The organism is Vibrio sp. TRT 17S01 (genome assembly GCF_050113695.1).
Classification (GTDB): domain Bacteria; phylum Pseudomonadota; class Gammaproteobacteria; order Enterobacterales; family Vibrionaceae; genus Vibrio.
The window spans coordinates 71,605-86,448 of record NZ_JBNJOG010000016.1; the positions used below are offsets into that span (position 1 = coordinate 71,605).

Consider the following 14,844-nt stretch of genomic DNA (forward strand, 5'->3'; position numbering starts at 1 on the left):
TATAACCCTAAGTGACTTGGATTTGCCAAGCCACTCCAACTTAAGCTTGTTTCAAAGCGTTGCGATAGTTTGTAGCTACTGCATCCCAATCGACCACATGCCACCAAGCATCAATGTAGTCTGGTCGACGATTTTGGTAGTTGATGTAGTAGGCGTGTTCCCAAACATCGAGCGCTAAAATAGGCTCACCACGCTCAGAAGCCACATCCATTAATGGGTTATCTTGATTGCTGGTTGAGGTCACTTTTAATTGGCCGTCGGCCACGATAAGCCAAGCAAAGCCAGAACCAAAGGTGTTGATTGCCGCTTGAGAGAAGGTTTCTTTAAATTGTTCAAAGCTACCAAATGTTTGTTTGATAGCCTCGGCAAGCTCACCTTCCGGCTCTCCACCACCATTAGGTTTCATGCAGTTCCAATAAATAATGTGGTTGTAATAACCACCACCATTATTACGAACGGCGGGCGCTTGGTCTGAAATCGTCGCAAAAATCGCATCCAGAGGCTTGTGTTCAAGCTCAGTCCCCTTGATGGCAGCAAGGAATTTATCAAAGTAGGTACGATGATGTTTGCTGTAGTGCACTTCCATGGTTTTCGCGTCGATATACGGCTCTAATGCATCATACGCATAAGGAAGTTCAGGAAATTGGTGTGACATAGTAAATCCTCCATGTAAGAAGGATTTACTTTAAATGATAATGGTATTTATTATCAACTGTGTTTGTGTAGGGTTATTACATCGGTTGTAATGGCAACCTGATTTCGACGCGTAGCCCTCCGAGGTGGCTGCGTTTCGCACTGATAGAGCCACTGTGCTGACGAATGGCACTTTCAGTGATTGCCAGCCCTAGCCCTGTGCCACCACTGTGCCGATCGCGCGCCGTTGATACACGATAAAACGGACGGAATATCGCTTCTAACTCATGCTCTGGTACGCCTTCGCCATTATCGTCGACACAAATTAATAACTCATCATTGTGGCATGTCATGGTGACTTCGATGCGATCACGCCCGTAATAAATTGCGTTGCGGGCGATGTTTTCCAATGCACTCATGAGCAGTTTTGGGTTTCCGCTGATCACCCGCTCAGGAATATCGCTAAAGTGTAACTGCTTACCCACTTGTTCGGCTTCAAATTGAACGTCTTCTAGAATTGCTTCCCACAAGCTACTGAGTGGCTGCTGCTCGCGAGTTAAGTGGCTGTCGACTTGCATGCGTGACAGTTCAAGCAATTCGCCAATCATTTGCTCTAACCGTTGTGCTTCCGTATCGATCCGGGTCAGCTCGGGGCTATCGCCCTGTTTTCGATGGGCCAATGCGGTGGCCATTCGCAAACGGGTGAGGGGAGAGCGCAGTTCATGAGAAATATCGGAAAGCAGTCGTTGCTGACCAGAAATCATTTGGTTCACTGCTTCGACCATTTGGTTAAAGCTGGCCCCAGCTTGGCGAAATTCGGAGGTGCCTTTTTCTAATTCAGGATCGACAACAAACTCCCCCTTTGTCACACGCTTTGCCGCTTTCTCAAGTTTACGTGCTGGCTGAGAAAGTGCCCAAGCGAGCCATAACAACAGCGGCGTACTAACCAGCATAACGGCTAACAATAGCTGTAACGGTTTGTCGAATAAGCGTAATAAGAAAGGTGGCGGCTGATTCCAGCGAACACCCACATACAACTGAAGGGGCTGCTCAGCCAGTGTGATAGGTAACGGGCCTGCCACCATGTAACTGCCATAGAGCTTCTGTTTCGGTTGCTCAGGGGTTTCAATGGTTGTGACAAAGTTCTTTAAGGCTCTGAGCTTAAAATCATGGTGCTTGCGTGTGGTAAGCAGGTTGCCTTCCGTATCCGTAATAAAAAGGCGAGGACGGCCATCTTGGCGTGAAGAGCGAGGGTCTTCTAGTCGCATTAAGATCTTGCCAAGATCACGACGTCCTTCATAGCGTTGTTCAATGCTGTCTCTGAGTTTGAGCATTCGACTGTAATGCTCAGGAGAAATGTCTCGAGAAACACGAGGGTCAAGATGTGGCAGCGTGAGAACCGCAACGAGCACCAGAAACATGGTGAACCAGAAAATCGCAAAAATACGGCCATACAGGCTGGTGATCTTGGGTAAGCGCATCAGTCGTGCTCCACTAAGAGGTAACCGCGACCTCGCAAGGTTTTGATCCTCGGCTTACCGTCCTCTCTTTCCGGTAGTTTCTTACGCAGGTTAGAGACATGCATATCAATCGCGCGATCAAAAGCAGCGAGACGTTTGCCGAGTACGTCCTGACTTAAGGCTTCTTTAGTTAGGGTTTGCCCCGGGTTTTGCACAAAATGGCTCAGTAGTGAAAATTCAGTTGTAGTCAGGTCGAGAAGCAGTTGGTTGCAATAGGCTTCTTGTTTACCCGGATAAATCACAATATCGAGGTAGCTGACATGATCCGTTTGTTTCGCTGTTTTCGTTGTCGTTGATTGAGTGCGACGCAAAATCGCCCGAATGCGGGCAAGTAATTCGCGGTCACTGAAGGGTTTTGGTAAGTAGTCGTCAGCCCCGAGTTCGAGACCAATGACTCTATCGATTTCCTCACCTTTGGCTGTTAGCATCAATACTGGGGTTGCCCATTTATCACGTAGGCGCTTAAGCGTTTCCATGCCATTGAGTTTTGGCATCATCACATCGAGCAAAATCAGGTCGGTCTCGTGGTTTACCGCCGCTAGACCTGCTTCGCCGTCGTTCGCTTCAGAGACATTAAAGCCTTCAAAGGTTAAGACTTCTTTTAGTAAACTGGTCAGTTCGATGTCGTCATCAATCAACAAAATATTTGCCATAGGGGACCTTAATGCTGTGGTGTGCTCAGGTTAATATTACTGTGAAATGGTCAATTACTTGAGTGCAAAAATCACTCTTTACGATTCTTTACTCGCTCTATACGTCGCTTTACCTTGCAGCCTCTATTCTAAACTCAAGCGTTGTGAGAACAGCGCAGATAAATCCACATAGATGAGTAAGGAATTGATTATGAAAATGACCAAGAAATTAGTTTTAGCTGCTGTTGTTCTTCCTCTAACCCTAGGTACAGCGAGCGCATTTGCTTTTGGCGGTAAAGGTCACCATAAAGGCATGGGCGGGGAGTGCGGTGGTTTTGACCGTGGCATTATGCGCCAACTAGATTTGACTGATGAGCAGCAAGCACAACTCAAAGAGATGCGCGAGACAAATCGAGCAGCAATGAAAGCTCACTTTAGTGAGAATGCAGACGCACGTCGTGCAGAGATGCAAGCCTATCATAATAATGTTCAAGCGTTGATCTTAGCGGAAAACTTTGATCAAGCGGCGGCGAATGAACTGGCCAAGCAAATGGTGGACAAACAGACAGAACGTAAAGTGAAAATGATGGAGAAGAAACATCAAATGCTCAGCATTCTGACACCAGAGCAAAAAGCTAAGTTTATCGAGCTAAAACAAGATCGTATGAAAGAGTGCGGTGACAAAATGCACAAACGCTGGCAGAAAGACTCGTAAAACGAGCGAATCGATAAAGGCATATAAATTCAAAGGTGTCCTGAACAACAGGGCACCTTTTTTTGTTTGGTTCATTTTTAAACGCAGGTATGGTTATACTTAACGCTAATTAATGATTTGATTCTGCACTCTATGAAACATGAATATGCAAAGTTAGTCACGGCAGCGGCATGGACTGCCACATTGGTTGCGACACTATTGTTGATCGTTAAAGTGGTGGCATGGTGGGTAACAGGTTCAGTGAGTTTACTGGCATCACTGATTGACTCAATGCTAGATATCGCCGCGTCTTTGGTTAATTTGGTGGTTGTTCGCTATTCACTACAACCGGCCGATCGCGAACATACATTTGGTCACGGCAAAGCGGAGTCTTTAGCTGCGCTAGCGCAGGCAATGTTTATCTCAGGGTCTGCGGTGTTCCTCATTCTTAACGGTATTGAACGTTTCTTTCGCCCCCATGAGTTGCAATCACCAGAATATGGGGTATACGTCAGCTTATTCGCCATCGTGGTGACGTTTGGTCTAGTGACCTTCCAAAAATACGTAGTGAAACAGACCGGCAGTCAGGCGATCGCCGCGGATTCACTACACTATCAATCCGATTTATTTATGAATGCCGCGATCATGTTAGCGTTGGGACTTAGTTGGTTTGGGATTACTCAAGCCGATGCGGTATTTGCTGTCGGGATCGGTATCTACATTCTTTACAGTGCATTTAGGATGGTGAGTGAGGCGATCCAAACGCTATTGGATCGCAAACTTCCAGATGAAGAATTAGAACAAATTCGCTCTATTTGTGTTGGAGTGGAAGGGGTGCTCGGCGTGCATCAATTGAGAACGCGGATGTCGGGCCCAGTACGTTTTATTCAGCTTCACTTAGAGTTGGAAGACAACATTCCACTCATAGAAGCGCATCACATTTCTGACTTAGTTGAAGATCAATTGCTAGAAGCGTTTGCTCATGCCGATGTATTGATCCATCAAGACCCATACTCAGTGGTTCTTGCTGCAGAGAAAGAGCAAAAGTCTCAGGGATGGTAAGTCTGCGACAGGACAAATAGTGTGTTTTTGGCTATCTTTTGTTCAATCAATATTGAGTGTGATTCTGATATGTATCAACAAAGTAATATGCCAAAACTGTAATACTCTTACATAAGTAGAAAAGTTACATAAATCTGTGCAAATAAAAGTAGTATTCCTGTTTAGGACAGGTAACATATCGCACAGCTAACAAGAATTTGAATGGCGGTTTGTAATCCGCTGACAAAAAATTTGAAATTAGATTCCCAATATATCGAGGGTGAGCATGATTAAGAAGATCGGTGTTTTGACAAGTGGCGGTGATGCCCCTGGCATGAACGCTGCGGTACGCGGCGTAGTTCGTACTGCACTTTCTGAAGGTATTGAAGTATACGGTGTATACGATGGCTACTTGGGTCTATACGAAGATCGTATCGAGAAACTAGACCGTTCAAGCGTTTCTGATGTGATCAACAAAGGCGGTACCTTCCTAGGTTCTGCACGTTTCCCAGAGTTCAAAGAAGTTGCAGTTCGCGAAAAAGCGATCGAAAACCTTCAGAAACACGGCATTGAAGCACTAGTGGTTGTTGGTGGTGATGGTTCGTACATGGGTGCGAAGAAACTGACTGAAATGGGTTACCCATGTATCGGTCTTCCAGGCACTATCGATAATGACATCGCGGGCACAGATTACACTATCGGTTACCTAACCGCGCTGAACACGGTTATTGATGCGATTGACCGTCTGCGCGACACATCTTCTTCTCACCAGCGTATCTCTATTGTAGAAATCATGGGTCGTCACTGTGGTGATCTTACGCTGATGTCTGCAATTGCTGGTGGTTGTGAGTACATCATCTCTCCTGAGACTGGTCTGAACAAAGAACAGTTGATCAGCAACATCCAAGATGGCATCTCTAAAGGTAAGAAGCACGCGATCATCGCGCTAACTGAATTGATGATGGATGCAAATGAATTAGCGAAAGAGATCGAAACGGCAACAGGTCGTGAAACTCGCGCAACTGTGCTTGGCCACATCCAACGTGGTGGTCGTCCAACTGCATTTGACCGTGTACTCGCATCTCGCATGGGTAACTATGCAGTTCACCTTCTTCTTGAAGGTCACGGCGGTCGTTGTGTTGGTATCCAAAAAGAAGAATTGGTTCACCACGACATCATTGACGCTATCGAGAATATGAAGCGTCCTGTTCGCAATGACCTATACAAGGTTGCGGAAGAGCTGTTCTAAATCGCCAAGCGATATGAATAAAAAAACCACCGTAACTCGGTGGTTTTTTTATGTCTTGTATTTGAATTAGCCGTCCACCGATTTGTTTCTCGAAGGGAGTTTACGGCTTTGAAATTTCTGATGCACGCCGCGACGCAACGACTTAATTCGATTTTCTGCTTTATCTACGCCTAATAGGACAGACAAGGTTAACACAGTGATTAACACCGATTGCTGTAGGTAGCCTAAGCCGATCATCATTCCCAATGCGGCCAGCACCCAAATAACCGCAGCGGAAGTCACGCCGTGGATCTTACCGTCAAGCGTCATCATCACGCCAGCGCCCAAGAACCCCACACCTGTAATGATTTGTCCAAGCACGCGGGCTTGATCCAAGGTATTTGGGGACAGCGACACCGCCATTGACATAAAGAAGTAGGTTCCCGAGATCACGAGAATCGACGTGCGAATACCGACGGGCTTTCCCCGTGTCTGGCGTTCTACACCAACAAGAATGCCATTAATGGCACAGCAAAGTAGCGCAAGCCAGCTAAAAGGCCCAAGGTCGAAAAACTGTTCGAAAGTTGGTTGCATGTTGACCTCCAAAGCGTCGGAGTATGCATACAAAGACCCGGCTTATCGAACAAATCTTTTTTATCGTTACGACGATTTACTCTAAGTGTAAGTCGAGTGGGGTTTTACTGGCTCGTCCACCAATTTCACGTGTCAATTTAGGGACCAGATAACCGGAGACTCGTTCAATCACGCCTGCCATGATTTTCTTTGCTTCTTCATCAGAGACAAAAAAGTGTGCCGCGCCTTGGACTTTATCTAACACATGCAAATAGTAGGGAAGGATACCTGCATCAAACAATGCTTCATTGAGTGCGACCTGATCATCGACTGAATCATTCACACCTTTAAGTAGGACGCCTTGATTAAGCAAGGTGACGCCCGCTTGCTTGAGTTTCATCAATTGCTGCTTCAGCTCTGTATTGATCTCATTGGTGTGATTAATGTGAGTGACGAGAACCACTTGTAGGCGTGTGCCAGCAAGCAATGCGCACAATTGCTGGGTAATACGTGCAGGGATCACCACGGGTAATCGAGAGTGGATCCTCAACCGTTTGATATGCTGAATATCGGCGATATGGTGAATTAGCCATGCCAACTCTTCATCTTTGGCCATCAATGGATCGCCACCAGAGAAGATGACTTCATTCAATTCGCAATGGCTGGCTAGGTAATCAAGGCTTTGTTGCCATACCGCTTTACTGCCTTTGTTGTCTTGATAAGGGAAGTGGCGACGGAAGCAATAGCGACAATTAATGGCACAACCACCTTTCACGATCATAAGTGCACGGTTGTGATATTTATGCAGTAGTCCGGGTACATCATTGTTCTGTTCGGCTAATGGATCGGTTGAATAGCCCTCATGAACATCAAATTCCTCACTCAAGGGTAGGACTTGACGCAAAAGCGGATCAGAAGGATTGCCTTTTTCCATGCGATCGACAAAACTTTGCGGCACACGCTGCGCAAAAAGCTTTCTTGCTTCAAATCCGTGTTGCCATGGTGAAGGGTCGATCTGCAACTGTTGTAACAGTTTTGCGGGATCAGAGATCCCATTCGCTAGCTGTTTGAGCCAGTTTTGCTCAACAGAATCAACTTTTCGGGTTATGATGTGCGGCATTAAATTTAACTCGAAGAATGGTAAGAGGAAAAAATGGCTACTGTTAGCACGAATGAATTCAAAGGCGGTCTTAAAATTATGCTTGATAATGAGCCTTGTGTCATTCTCGAAAACGAGTATGTAAAACCAGGCAAAGGTCAGGCATTTAACCGCGTTAAAATCCGTAAGCTGCTTTCAGGTAAAGTGCTAGAAAAAACATTCAAGTCAGGCGAAACAGTAGAAGTTGCTGACGTGATGGATACAGATCTAGACTACCTATACAACGACGGTGAATTCTACCACTTCATGAACAACGAAACATTTGAGCAAATTGCAGCAGACATGAAAGCAGTTGGCGACAATGCAAAATGGTTGGTAGAAAACAATACTTGTATGCTAACACTATGGAACGGTAGCCCAATTGCGGTAACGCCGCCAAACTTTGTTGAACTTGAAGTAATCGAAACCGATCCAGGTCTGAAAGGTGATACGCAAGGTACTGGTGGTAAACCAGCAACATTGTCTACAGGTGCGGTTGTGCGTGTTCCTCTATTTATCCAGATTGGCGAAGTGATCAAAGTTGATACTCGCTCTGCTGAGTACGTAAGCCGCGTAAAATAATCGCTGCTTACTAGAAAAGGTCACTTCGGTGGCCTTTTTTGCTTTTTGCACCTTAAAACATGATGTAGCACATTTTTTGCTTGTCATGTTGTTACTAAGATGATGGTTATGAAACAGTCATTACGTATCTGGCTTGATGCCGCCCGACCCAAAACATTGCCACTCGCACTGGTTTCTATATTGACTGGTAGTGTGCTGGCTTTTTCAACGCATCATTTCTCTTTACAAGTGGCGCTGCTTGCGTTCATTACGGCAACATTGCTGCAAATACTATCTAACTTAGCGAACGACTACGGCGATGCGGTCAAAGGGACAGATAATGAAAACCGGTTAGGTCCCACACGCGCAATTCAGTCGGGGTCTGTCTCGCTGCAGACGATGAAACAAGCCATCTACCTCAATATTGTGTTAACCATGGTATCGGGTTTGACCTTGGTGTTGTACGCGTTAGATAGCTTCCATAGCATCGTGGCATTTATCGGTTTAGGCATTCTGGCAATCGCCGCCGCCATTGCGTACACCGTGGGCAATAAACCTTATGGTTATGTGGGCTTGGGCGATATTTCAGTTTTTATCTTTTTTGGTTTACTTGGCGTTGCTGGGACGTATTTTCTTCACACCGGCACGGTTGAGGCAGCGCTGGCTTTGCCTGCCATTGGTTGTGGCTTGTTAGCGGTTGCGGTACTGAATATCAATAACTTACGTGATATTGAAAATGATGCAGAGTGTGGCAAACGTACTCTAGCGGTTCGTTTAGGACAAAGACGTGCTAAGCAATACCATTCGTTTTTGCTCAGCGGTGCTCTGGTCGCATTTATCATTTATCTCGTTGCCCAACCTGAACCATTATGGGTCAGCCTGCCATTTTTACTGAGTATGATCATCACGTATAAACACGGTAAAGCGGTATGGAACGCAGATCAGCCTGCACAGATTGCACCTATGATGCCAGTTGTGGTGAAATGTTCATTAATCACTAACCTGTTATTTGCTGGTGTGGTTATAGCTCAAACTCTGGTGAGTTGAAGCGTCTTTGTCATTGCAATGACTTAATGACCCTATATACTCGAGGGAGATGACGATCGGTATGAGAAGAAACGCTATGGAATACAACACCTCTGCTTTATGCGACATTTACTCTGAACAAGTGGATGTCGTTGAACCTATGTTTAGTAACTTTGGCGGCAGCGCATCGTTTGCTGGACAGCTCACGACGGTGAAATGTTTTGAAGACAATGGTTTGATCCGTGAAATCTTAGAACAAGATGGATTGGGGCGCGTGTTGTTGATTGATGGTGGCGGTTCACTACGTCGCGCGTTGGTTGACGCTGAAATTGCTTCTTTAGCGGAAGAAAATGAGTGGGAAGGTATCGTTGTTTATGGCTGTGTTCGTGAAGTTGACGAACTAGAAGACATGAGTATTGGCATCCAAGCGCTGGCTTCAATCCCTGTTGGTGCGACTCAACAAGGTGTGGGTGAAGTGGATGTACCTGTCAACTTTGGTGGTGTGACCTTCTTACCTGAAGATTACCTATACGCGGATAATACCGGGGTGATCTTGTCTCAAGAACCACTTGATGTGGATCTCGACGTTGAAGATGACGACGAAGAGTAATGGAAAGATGCAAGAAAGCCGACTGATTCAGTCGGTTTTTTTATGCTTGATGGGGGTCAGTACAATTCATTTTACGTAAGTGAAGTGCATAAAAATAACCGGATAAGCCCGCTAAGATATTGCCTGCCGCAATACCGATAAACAGCCCTTCAATTTCGTAAACTTGGCTGCCTAACCATGCGCACGGTAGTGTGAATACGAATAAGCGCATGAAACTCCACTGGAAGGCACGCATTGGCTCATGCAGCGCATTCAATGCGGAAACCAACATCATTACAACACCTAAAAAGCCGTAACTGAAGGGGACAACTAATAAGTAATGCCAGAGTATGTCTCGAACACTTTGTTCCTGAGAGAATAGCGCGGCGAGCGGAATACTCAGCGGCACCATCATGATGAAAATGGTAATTTGAAAGACAACGGAAAACCGCATGGCAAGGAACAAGCCTGCAAAACTGCGCTGTGGGTTATTCGCTCCTAGGTTTTGTGCCATAAACGGGGTGAGGGCAGATGTCAGTGACATCAGCACCAAAATTAAAATCGACTCAATCCGTTGCGCTGCACCATAAGCGGCGACCGCTTCAGTACCGTGGCTTGACAATATCATCATCAAAATCGCCCCCGACAGTGGCGTCATTGCATTTGATAAGGCGGCTGGTGTGCCAATCTTGAGTATTTGCTGCCAATCGTGGCGAAGATGAAGCGGCTTTGGTAATGCTAATAACCGCTCTCGTTTTACTAATACGTATAGAGAGCCACATAGCGCACCAAACCAACTCAATGCACTGGCTATTGCAGCGCCTTGAATACCTAATTCAGGAAAAGGGCCGTAGCCAAAGATCAGTAGTGGGTCTAACAGGCCATTGATGACGCCGGCCAGCATCATGATTTTTGCTGGCGTTTTGGTATCACCTGTGGCTCGAATCGCGCTATTCCCAGCCATCGGAATAACCAACAATGGAATAGTGAAATACCAGATCTGCATGTATTGATGAATCAAGGGCAGCAACTCTGCTTTTGCGCCAAGCAGCAAAAACAGCGGATCAATCGTCAGTAAGCCTATAAAGCAAGCTAGTGTGACCAAAACAACGGCCAAGATGAGCCCATGAGTTGCAAACCGAGCGGCATCAGAAGACTGCCCTTGTCCTAATAGCCGCCCAATACTGGTGGATAACCCCATGCCAATACCCATAGTAATACAGTTAACGGCAAAGGTGATTGGGAAAGTATAACTGATGGCGGCTAGCGCATCGGTACCAAGGAGTGAGATAAAAAACGTATCCACTAAGTTAAACATCAAAATTGCGACCATGCCGAAGGTCATCGGCACCGTCATCTGACGCAGCACTTTTGGAATAGAACCTGTAAGTAGGCCGTGTTTGTCGTGCATGATAAGTACAGCTTAGTGGAAAAGCGTAAGCATACTTGATTCGATTTGTAGATACAAAAAAGGCCAGCAAGTGCTGGCCTTAGAATCAATCACGATGTGATTAAGCTTTTGCTTTTGCCGCTGCTTTAGCGATTGCTGCAAAGCTCTTCGCGTCTAGAGAAGCACCACCAACTAGAGCACCGTCGATGTCTGGTTGTGAGAAGTAAGCTTCTGCGTTTTCTGGTTTCACGCTGCCGCCGTACTGGATGATCACTTGCTCAGCAACTGCTGCGTTTTTCTCTGCGATTAGAGCACGGATAGAAGCGTGGATACGTTGTGCATCTTCAGCTGTTGCTGCTTTACCAGTACCGATAGCCCAAATTGGTTCGTAAGCGATGATTGCGTCGTTTAGCGCTTCAACACCGTATGCGTCGATAACTGCGTTGATTTGACGTGCACATACTGCTTCAGTTTCGCCTGCTTCGTTTTGAGCTTCAGACTCACCGATACAGAAAACAGGTTTTAGACCGTTTTCTTTTAGGAATGCAAATTTCTTAGCAACGAACTCGTCTGATTCGTTGTGGTACTCACGACGCTCTGAGTGACCGATGATGATGTGAGTTGCACCGAAGTCTTTAAGCATCTCTGGAGACATGTCGCCAGTGAACGCGCCGCTGTTGTTTACGTCAGTGTTTTGCGCGCCAAGGATGATCTTGTTACCGCCTTCTGCGATTAGACGCTCAGCAAGGTCGATGTAAAGTGCTGGTGGAGCAACTGCAACGTCAACGCCAGTTACGCCTTCAAGTTCAGCATTAAGGCCGTTTAGCAGCTCAGTTACCATTGCTTTGCTGCCGTTAAGTTTCCAGTTACCCATCACTACAGGACGACGCATAGGAATATCTCCATTATTAATTAAAAATGTAAAAAACAAACGTGATTGCGAAAGAATATAACAGAATAATTTCAGCAGATCATGATTACCGTCATGTCTTTCTTGGATAGAGTCCAATGGTTGGAGCACTGAATCTGCTGTAAAAGCGCTAAGACGAAGCAGTATCAGTGATCTGGTATACAGAATATAGCGGTTCACTCGGACTTTTCGCGCTTGGATAGGTATATTTATGAAATTATCTTACATCCAAGAAAAGGAAAGATTATGCCTCATCTGGTCATGGAATACTCAAACTCCGTCGATGAACGAGTAAATGTGCAGGGGCTCTTGGAGGATCTCCACCAAATTGCTCTGCAAAGCGGTTTATTCGATATCGGCTCAGTGAAATCGAGGGCGTTGCGCAGTCATCACTGGTTGGTTGGGGATGAAGGAGATAGCGTGGACTTTATTCATATTAATTTCGAACTGTTAGAAGGTCGGACTGAAGAGCAAAAAAGAGAGCTATCAAGAAAGCTTATTGAAGAGCTACAATCTCAAGCTGGACATGTACGAAGCTTGACAGTCAATATCCGAGATATGGATAAAACGTGTTTTCAGAAAATTGTGAATTAAGCCTTTATGGCAAAGAATTAAATTATTGAGAGTAAAGATGTCGATTAAAGAGTTGCTGTTTTCTTTCCAAGGTCGAATTGGGCGAAAAACCTATTGGACATGGAATGTTGCCTATTACGTATTAATTGTTGGCTTTACGATAGGGATGAACACATTATGGCCGTCATTTGCCCATATCGTGTTACCTGTGTTCCTGATTTTAGTGCTGATCCCCGATTTAGCAATTACGGCTAAAAGATGGCATGACCGAAATAAGTCGAGTTGGTGGCTTTTGTTAAATATCCCTCTCGTAATTGGCCGTATGACTATTCCTGTGGCTGGGCCTGGGCAACCAGCAGCACAGCCAGACTCACTCCAAGTACTAAGTTCAGCAGCCGCATTGATATGTGGTGTTTGGATATTGATAGAGTGCGGCTTTCTCAAAGGCGATGATGGTGAGAATCGCTACGGGCCAGCAGCGAAATGATAAAAAGCCAGAGACAAACTCTGGCTTTTTTATTTGCGTAATAGGATTTGTTGAACGGTATGATCTGCGGATTTCTTTAAGATTAACTGTGCTCGACCACGGGTAGGCAATATGTTTTGGTGCAGGTTCACTCCGTTAATAGAGCGCCATATACTTCGGGCTTTCTCAACAGCTTGTTGCTCGGTGAGCTTAGTATAGTGACTAAAGTAAGAGCCGGGCTTGGTAAAAGCACCAAGACGAAAGTTGAGGAAACGGTCAATATACCACTGTTCTATGGTTTCACTTTCCGCATCCACATACAGTGAAAAATCTAAAAAGTCAGAGACAAAAACTCGGTGAGGATCATGGGGGTAGTCCATGCCTGTTTGCAATACGTTTAATCCTTCGATGATCAGCACGTCAGGGCGGTCGATGATCTTCTCTTGATTGGTAATATCGTAAGTTATGTGTGAGTAAACTGGGACCGAAAGATTGGGCTTACCTGCTTTTACGTCAGACACAAACTGCACCAAACGGCGAATATCATAGGATTCCGGAAATCCCTTACGTTGCATGATATCGCGTTCATCCAACACGCTTTTAGGATAAAGAAAACCGTCTGTTGTGACTAAGTCTACTTTAGGGTGATTGTTCCAACGAGACAATAACGCCTTTAATAAACGAGCCGTGGTACTTTTTCCGACAGCAACACTGCCAGCTATCCCTATGATGAATGGGGGAGCGGCCTCTTCGCTTCCGAGAAACTGCTGCAATACCGAATTGCGATTTTGCCGTGCAGCGATATAGAGGTTTAATAGGCGAGCAAGTGGCAGATAAATCTCTACTGCTTCCTCAATCGTCAGGTTTTCATTGACCCCTTGTAACTCCTTTAAATCATCAACAGATAAAGTCATAGGTACTGAATTTCGTAATTCAGCCCATTGTTGACGATCAAAAGAAAGGTATGAAGTCATGCGGAATACCTGACGGTTATAAATTTAGAGCAGGGAACATACATCAAGAGACGAATATTGCAAATATCTCAGGTCGTACAATGAGTGAGAATGCGTAATTTTGCACGAAAAATCATCAAATAAACAAAAAGTCATTAAAAAGGCATTTTTTTTTAATTTAGCTATTGCAAGCAAGAAAATCATTCAATAGAATGCGCACCACTTATGCCGACTTAGCTCAGTAGGTAGAGCAACTGACTTGTAATCAGTAGGTCACCAGTTCGATTCCGGTAGTCGGCACCATTCTCTCCTTAGTAGTGAGAATGTTTTGAAAATTTGGAGGGGTTCCCGAGTGGCCAAAGGGAGCAGACTGTAAATCTGCCGGCACTGCCTTCGATGGTTCGAATCCGTCCCCCTCCACCATATTCCTAAGGAAATAGCTCTCAGAGTTACGTGTTGCGGGCATCGTATAATGGCTATTACCTCAGCCTTCCAAGCTGATGATGCGGGTTCGATTCCCGCTGCCCGCTCCACTCTATTTGAGTGCTGATATAGCTCAGGTGGTAGAGCGCATCCTTGGTAAGGATGAGGTCGGCAGTTCGAGTCTGCCTATCAGCACCAGCTCTAAAAGCAAAGTTTTCCTTTTGATATATACTTTATTACCAATATTTTTGGTTGCGTGGTCATCAAAGCCACCTAAATCCGTACCTAGAGGGACAACTCATGTCTAAAGAAAAATTTGAACGTACGAAACCGCACGTAAACGTTGGTACTATCGGCCACGTTGACCACGGTAAAACAACTCTAACTGCAGCGATCTGTACTACTCTTGCTAAAGTATACGGCGGTGAAGCGAAAGACTTCGCATCAATCGATAACGCTCCAGAAGAGCGTGAGCGCGGTATCACAATCGCAAC

The 14,844-nt window shown here is 45.5% G+C and carries 17 protein-coding genes and 4 tRNA genes; 13 read left to right on the forward strand and 8 right to left on the reverse strand.

What is annotated here, in order from left to right:
* Window positions 1–40: 40 nt before the first annotated feature.
* The 3 genes from ACQEXS_RS19060 to ACQEXS_RS19070 form a co-directional block, all read right to left on the reverse strand.
* The gene (locus ACQEXS_RS19060; protein WP_427014858.1) at window positions 41–655 is read right to left on the reverse strand and encodes a superoxide dismutase; all 615 of its coding nucleotides are present in this window, start codon (window positions 653–655) and stop codon (window positions 41–43) included.
* 76 nt (window positions 656–731) lie between these two features.
* Window positions 732–2,114: an envelope stress sensor histidine kinase CpxA gene (cpxA, locus tag ACQEXS_RS19065; RefSeq protein ID WP_427014859.1), complete on the reverse strand. Its 1,383-nt coding sequence runs from the start codon at window positions 2,112–2,114 to the stop codon at window positions 732–734.
* Entirely contained in the window at window positions 2,114–2,806 is a 693-nt protein-coding gene (locus ACQEXS_RS19070; protein WP_367987471.1) for a response regulator, read from the reverse strand. The genes cpxA and ACQEXS_RS19070 overlap by 1 nt, the downstream gene beginning before the upstream one ends.
* Before the next feature lie 190 nt (window positions 2,807–2,996).
* Here ACQEXS_RS19070 and ACQEXS_RS19075 point away from each other — a divergent pair, with 190 nt between their 5' ends.
* The 3 genes from ACQEXS_RS19075 (at window position 2,997) to pfkA (ending at window position 5,769) form a co-directional block, all read left to right on the forward strand.
* Window positions 2,997–3,500, forward strand: a complete 504-nt coding sequence (locus tag ACQEXS_RS19075) for a CpxP family protein (protein ID WP_427014860.1) — start codon at window positions 2,997–2,999, stop codon at window positions 3,498–3,500.
* 132 nt (window positions 3,501–3,632) lie between these two features.
* A complete protein-coding gene (gene fieF / locus ACQEXS_RS19080) occupies window positions 3,633–4,541 on the forward strand; it encodes a CDF family cation-efflux transporter FieF (protein ID WP_427014861.1) in 909 nt (302 codons plus the stop codon).
* A 265-nt stretch (window positions 4,542–4,806) separates the two neighbouring features.
* Window positions 4,807–5,769, forward strand: coding sequence for a 6-phosphofructokinase (gene pfkA, locus ACQEXS_RS19085; protein ID WP_367987468.1), 963 nt, complete (start codon window positions 4,807–4,809; stop codon window positions 5,767–5,769).
* A gap of 66 nt (window positions 5,770–5,835) precedes the next feature.
* Here pfkA and ACQEXS_RS19090 read toward each other — a convergent pair whose 3' ends face one another.
* Together ACQEXS_RS19090 and epmB are read right to left on the reverse strand one after the other, a co-directional pair.
* A complete protein-coding gene (locus ACQEXS_RS19090) occupies window positions 5,836–6,342 on the reverse strand; it encodes an MgtC/SapB family protein (RefSeq protein ID WP_367987467.1) in 507 nt (168 codons plus the stop codon).
* Window positions 6,343–6,418: 76 nt separating this feature from the next.
* Window positions 6,419–7,441: an EF-P beta-lysylation protein EpmB gene (epmB, locus tag ACQEXS_RS19095; RefSeq protein WP_427014862.1), complete on the reverse strand. Its 1,023-nt coding sequence runs from the start codon at window positions 7,439–7,441 to the stop codon at window positions 6,419–6,421.
* Between the two features lie 33 nt (window positions 7,442–7,474).
* On the opposite strand from epmB, the gene efp reads away from it, so the two are divergent.
* The 3 genes from efp (at window position 7,475) to rraA (ending at window position 9,656) form a co-directional block, all read left to right on the forward strand.
* Entirely contained in the window at window positions 7,475–8,041 is a 567-nt protein-coding gene (gene efp, locus ACQEXS_RS19100) for an elongation factor P (RefSeq protein WP_367987465.1), read from the forward strand.
* A gap of 108 nt (window positions 8,042–8,149) precedes the next feature.
* The gene (locus tag ACQEXS_RS19105) at window positions 8,150–9,067 is read left to right on the forward strand and encodes a 1,4-dihydroxy-2-naphthoate polyprenyltransferase (RefSeq protein WP_427014863.1); all 918 of its coding nucleotides are present in this window, start codon (window positions 8,150–8,152) and stop codon (window positions 9,065–9,067) included.
* Between the two features lie 76 nt (window positions 9,068–9,143).
* A complete protein-coding gene (rraA, locus tag ACQEXS_RS19110) occupies window positions 9,144–9,656 on the forward strand; it encodes a ribonuclease E activity regulator RraA (RefSeq protein WP_427011840.1) in 513 nt (170 codons plus the stop codon).
* A 40-nt stretch (window positions 9,657–9,696) separates the two neighbouring features.
* On the opposite strand, the gene ACQEXS_RS19115 is transcribed toward rraA, so the two are convergent.
* Together ACQEXS_RS19115 and tpiA are read right to left on the reverse strand one after the other, a co-directional pair.
* On the reverse strand, window positions 9,697–11,046 hold the full coding sequence (locus tag ACQEXS_RS19115) for an MATE family efflux transporter (protein ID WP_427014864.1): 1,350 nt from the start codon (window positions 11,044–11,046) through the stop codon (window positions 9,697–9,699).
* A 100-nt stretch (window positions 11,047–11,146) separates the two neighbouring features.
* Window positions 11,147–11,917, reverse strand: coding sequence for a triose-phosphate isomerase (gene tpiA, locus ACQEXS_RS19120; RefSeq protein WP_367987462.1), 771 nt, complete (start codon window positions 11,915–11,917; stop codon window positions 11,147–11,149).
* A gap of 264 nt (window positions 11,918–12,181) precedes the next feature.
* On the opposite strand from tpiA, the gene ACQEXS_RS19125 reads away from it, so the two are divergent.
* Both ACQEXS_RS19125 and ACQEXS_RS19130 read left to right on the forward strand, forming a co-directional pair.
* The gene (locus tag ACQEXS_RS19125) at window positions 12,182–12,529 is read left to right on the forward strand and encodes a 5-carboxymethyl-2-hydroxymuconate Delta-isomerase (protein WP_427014865.1); all 348 of its coding nucleotides are present in this window, start codon (window positions 12,182–12,184) and stop codon (window positions 12,527–12,529) included.
* A 37-nt stretch (window positions 12,530–12,566) separates the two neighbouring features.
* Window positions 12,567–12,995, forward strand: a complete 429-nt coding sequence (locus ACQEXS_RS19130) for a DUF805 domain-containing protein (protein ID WP_427014866.1) — start codon at window positions 12,567–12,569, stop codon at window positions 12,993–12,995.
* A gap of 29 nt (window positions 12,996–13,024) precedes the next feature.
* Here the strand turns inward: ACQEXS_RS19130 and coaA are convergent, their stop codons facing one another.
* Entirely contained in the window at window positions 13,025–13,948 is a 924-nt protein-coding gene (gene coaA / locus ACQEXS_RS19135) for a type I pantothenate kinase (protein ID WP_427014867.1), read from the reverse strand.
* Between the two features lie 206 nt (window positions 13,949–14,154).
* Here coaA and ACQEXS_RS19140 point away from each other — a divergent pair.
* The 5 genes from ACQEXS_RS19140 to ACQEXS_RS19160 form a co-directional block, all read left to right on the forward strand.
* Window positions 14,155–14,230 (forward strand) — tRNA-Thr (locus ACQEXS_RS19140).
* A gap of 35 nt (window positions 14,231–14,265) precedes the next feature.
* Window positions 14,266–14,350 (forward strand) — tRNA-Tyr (locus ACQEXS_RS19145).
* Between the two features lie 35 nt (window positions 14,351–14,385).
* Window positions 14,386–14,460 (forward strand) — tRNA-Gly (locus ACQEXS_RS19150).
* 12 nt (window positions 14,461–14,472) lie between these two features.
* Window positions 14,473–14,548 (forward strand) — tRNA-Thr (locus tag ACQEXS_RS19155).
* A gap of 102 nt (window positions 14,549–14,650) precedes the next feature.
* Window positions 14,651–14,844: GTP-binding protein (locus ACQEXS_RS19160; RefSeq protein WP_240494438.1), on the forward strand; the 194-nt coding region annotated here is incomplete at its 3' end.

What these genes read in the sequence shown, in the direction of transcription:
- ACQEXS_RS19060 (WP_427014858.1), bottom strand. Translation starts at nt 655, where the DNA reads ATGTCACACCAATTTCCTGAACTTCCTTATGCGTATGATGCATTAGAG.
- cpxA (WP_427014859.1), bottom strand. Translation starts at nt 2,114, where the DNA reads ATGCGCTTACCCAAGATCACCAGCCTGTATGGCCGTATTTTTGCGATT.
- ACQEXS_RS19070 (WP_367987471.1), bottom strand. Translation starts at nt 2,806, where the DNA reads ATGGCAAATATTTTGTTGATTGATGACGACATCGAACTGACCAGTTTA.
- ACQEXS_RS19075 (WP_427014860.1), top strand. Translation starts at nt 2,997, where the DNA reads ATGAAAATGACCAAGAAATTAGTTTTAGCTGCTGTTGTTCTTCCTCTA.
- fieF (WP_427014861.1), top strand. Translation starts at nt 3,633, where the DNA reads ATGAAACATGAATATGCAAAGTTAGTCACGGCAGCGGCATGGACTGCC.
- pfkA (WP_367987468.1), top strand. Translation starts at nt 4,807, where the DNA reads ATGATTAAGAAGATCGGTGTTTTGACAAGTGGCGGTGATGCCCCTGGC.
- ACQEXS_RS19090 (WP_367987467.1), bottom strand. Translation starts at nt 6,342, where the DNA reads ATGCAACCAACTTTCGAACAGTTTTTCGACCTTGGGCCTTTTAGCTGG.
- epmB (WP_427014862.1), bottom strand. Translation starts at nt 7,441, where the DNA reads ATGCCGCACATCATAACCCGAAAAGTTGATTCTGTTGAGCAAAACTGG.
- efp (WP_367987465.1), top strand. Translation starts at nt 7,475, where the DNA reads ATGGCTACTGTTAGCACGAATGAATTCAAAGGCGGTCTTAAAATTATG.
- ACQEXS_RS19105 (WP_427014863.1), top strand. Translation starts at nt 8,150, where the DNA reads ATGAAACAGTCATTACGTATCTGGCTTGATGCCGCCCGACCCAAAACA.
- rraA (WP_427011840.1), top strand. Translation starts at nt 9,144, where the DNA reads ATGGAATACAACACCTCTGCTTTATGCGACATTTACTCTGAACAAGTG.
- ACQEXS_RS19115 (WP_427014864.1), bottom strand. Translation starts at nt 11,046, where the DNA reads ATGCACGACAAACACGGCCTACTTACAGGTTCTATTCCAAAAGTGCTG.
- tpiA (WP_367987462.1), bottom strand. Translation starts at nt 11,917, where the DNA reads ATGCGTCGTCCTGTAGTGATGGGTAACTGGAAACTTAACGGCAGCAAA.
- ACQEXS_RS19125 (WP_427014865.1), top strand. Translation starts at nt 12,182, where the DNA reads ATGCCTCATCTGGTCATGGAATACTCAAACTCCGTCGATGAACGAGTA.
- ACQEXS_RS19130 (WP_427014866.1), top strand. Translation starts at nt 12,567, where the DNA reads ATGTCGATTAAAGAGTTGCTGTTTTCTTTCCAAGGTCGAATTGGGCGA.
- coaA (WP_427014867.1), bottom strand. Translation starts at nt 13,948, where the DNA reads ATGACTTCATACCTTTCTTTTGATCGTCAACAATGGGCTGAATTACGA.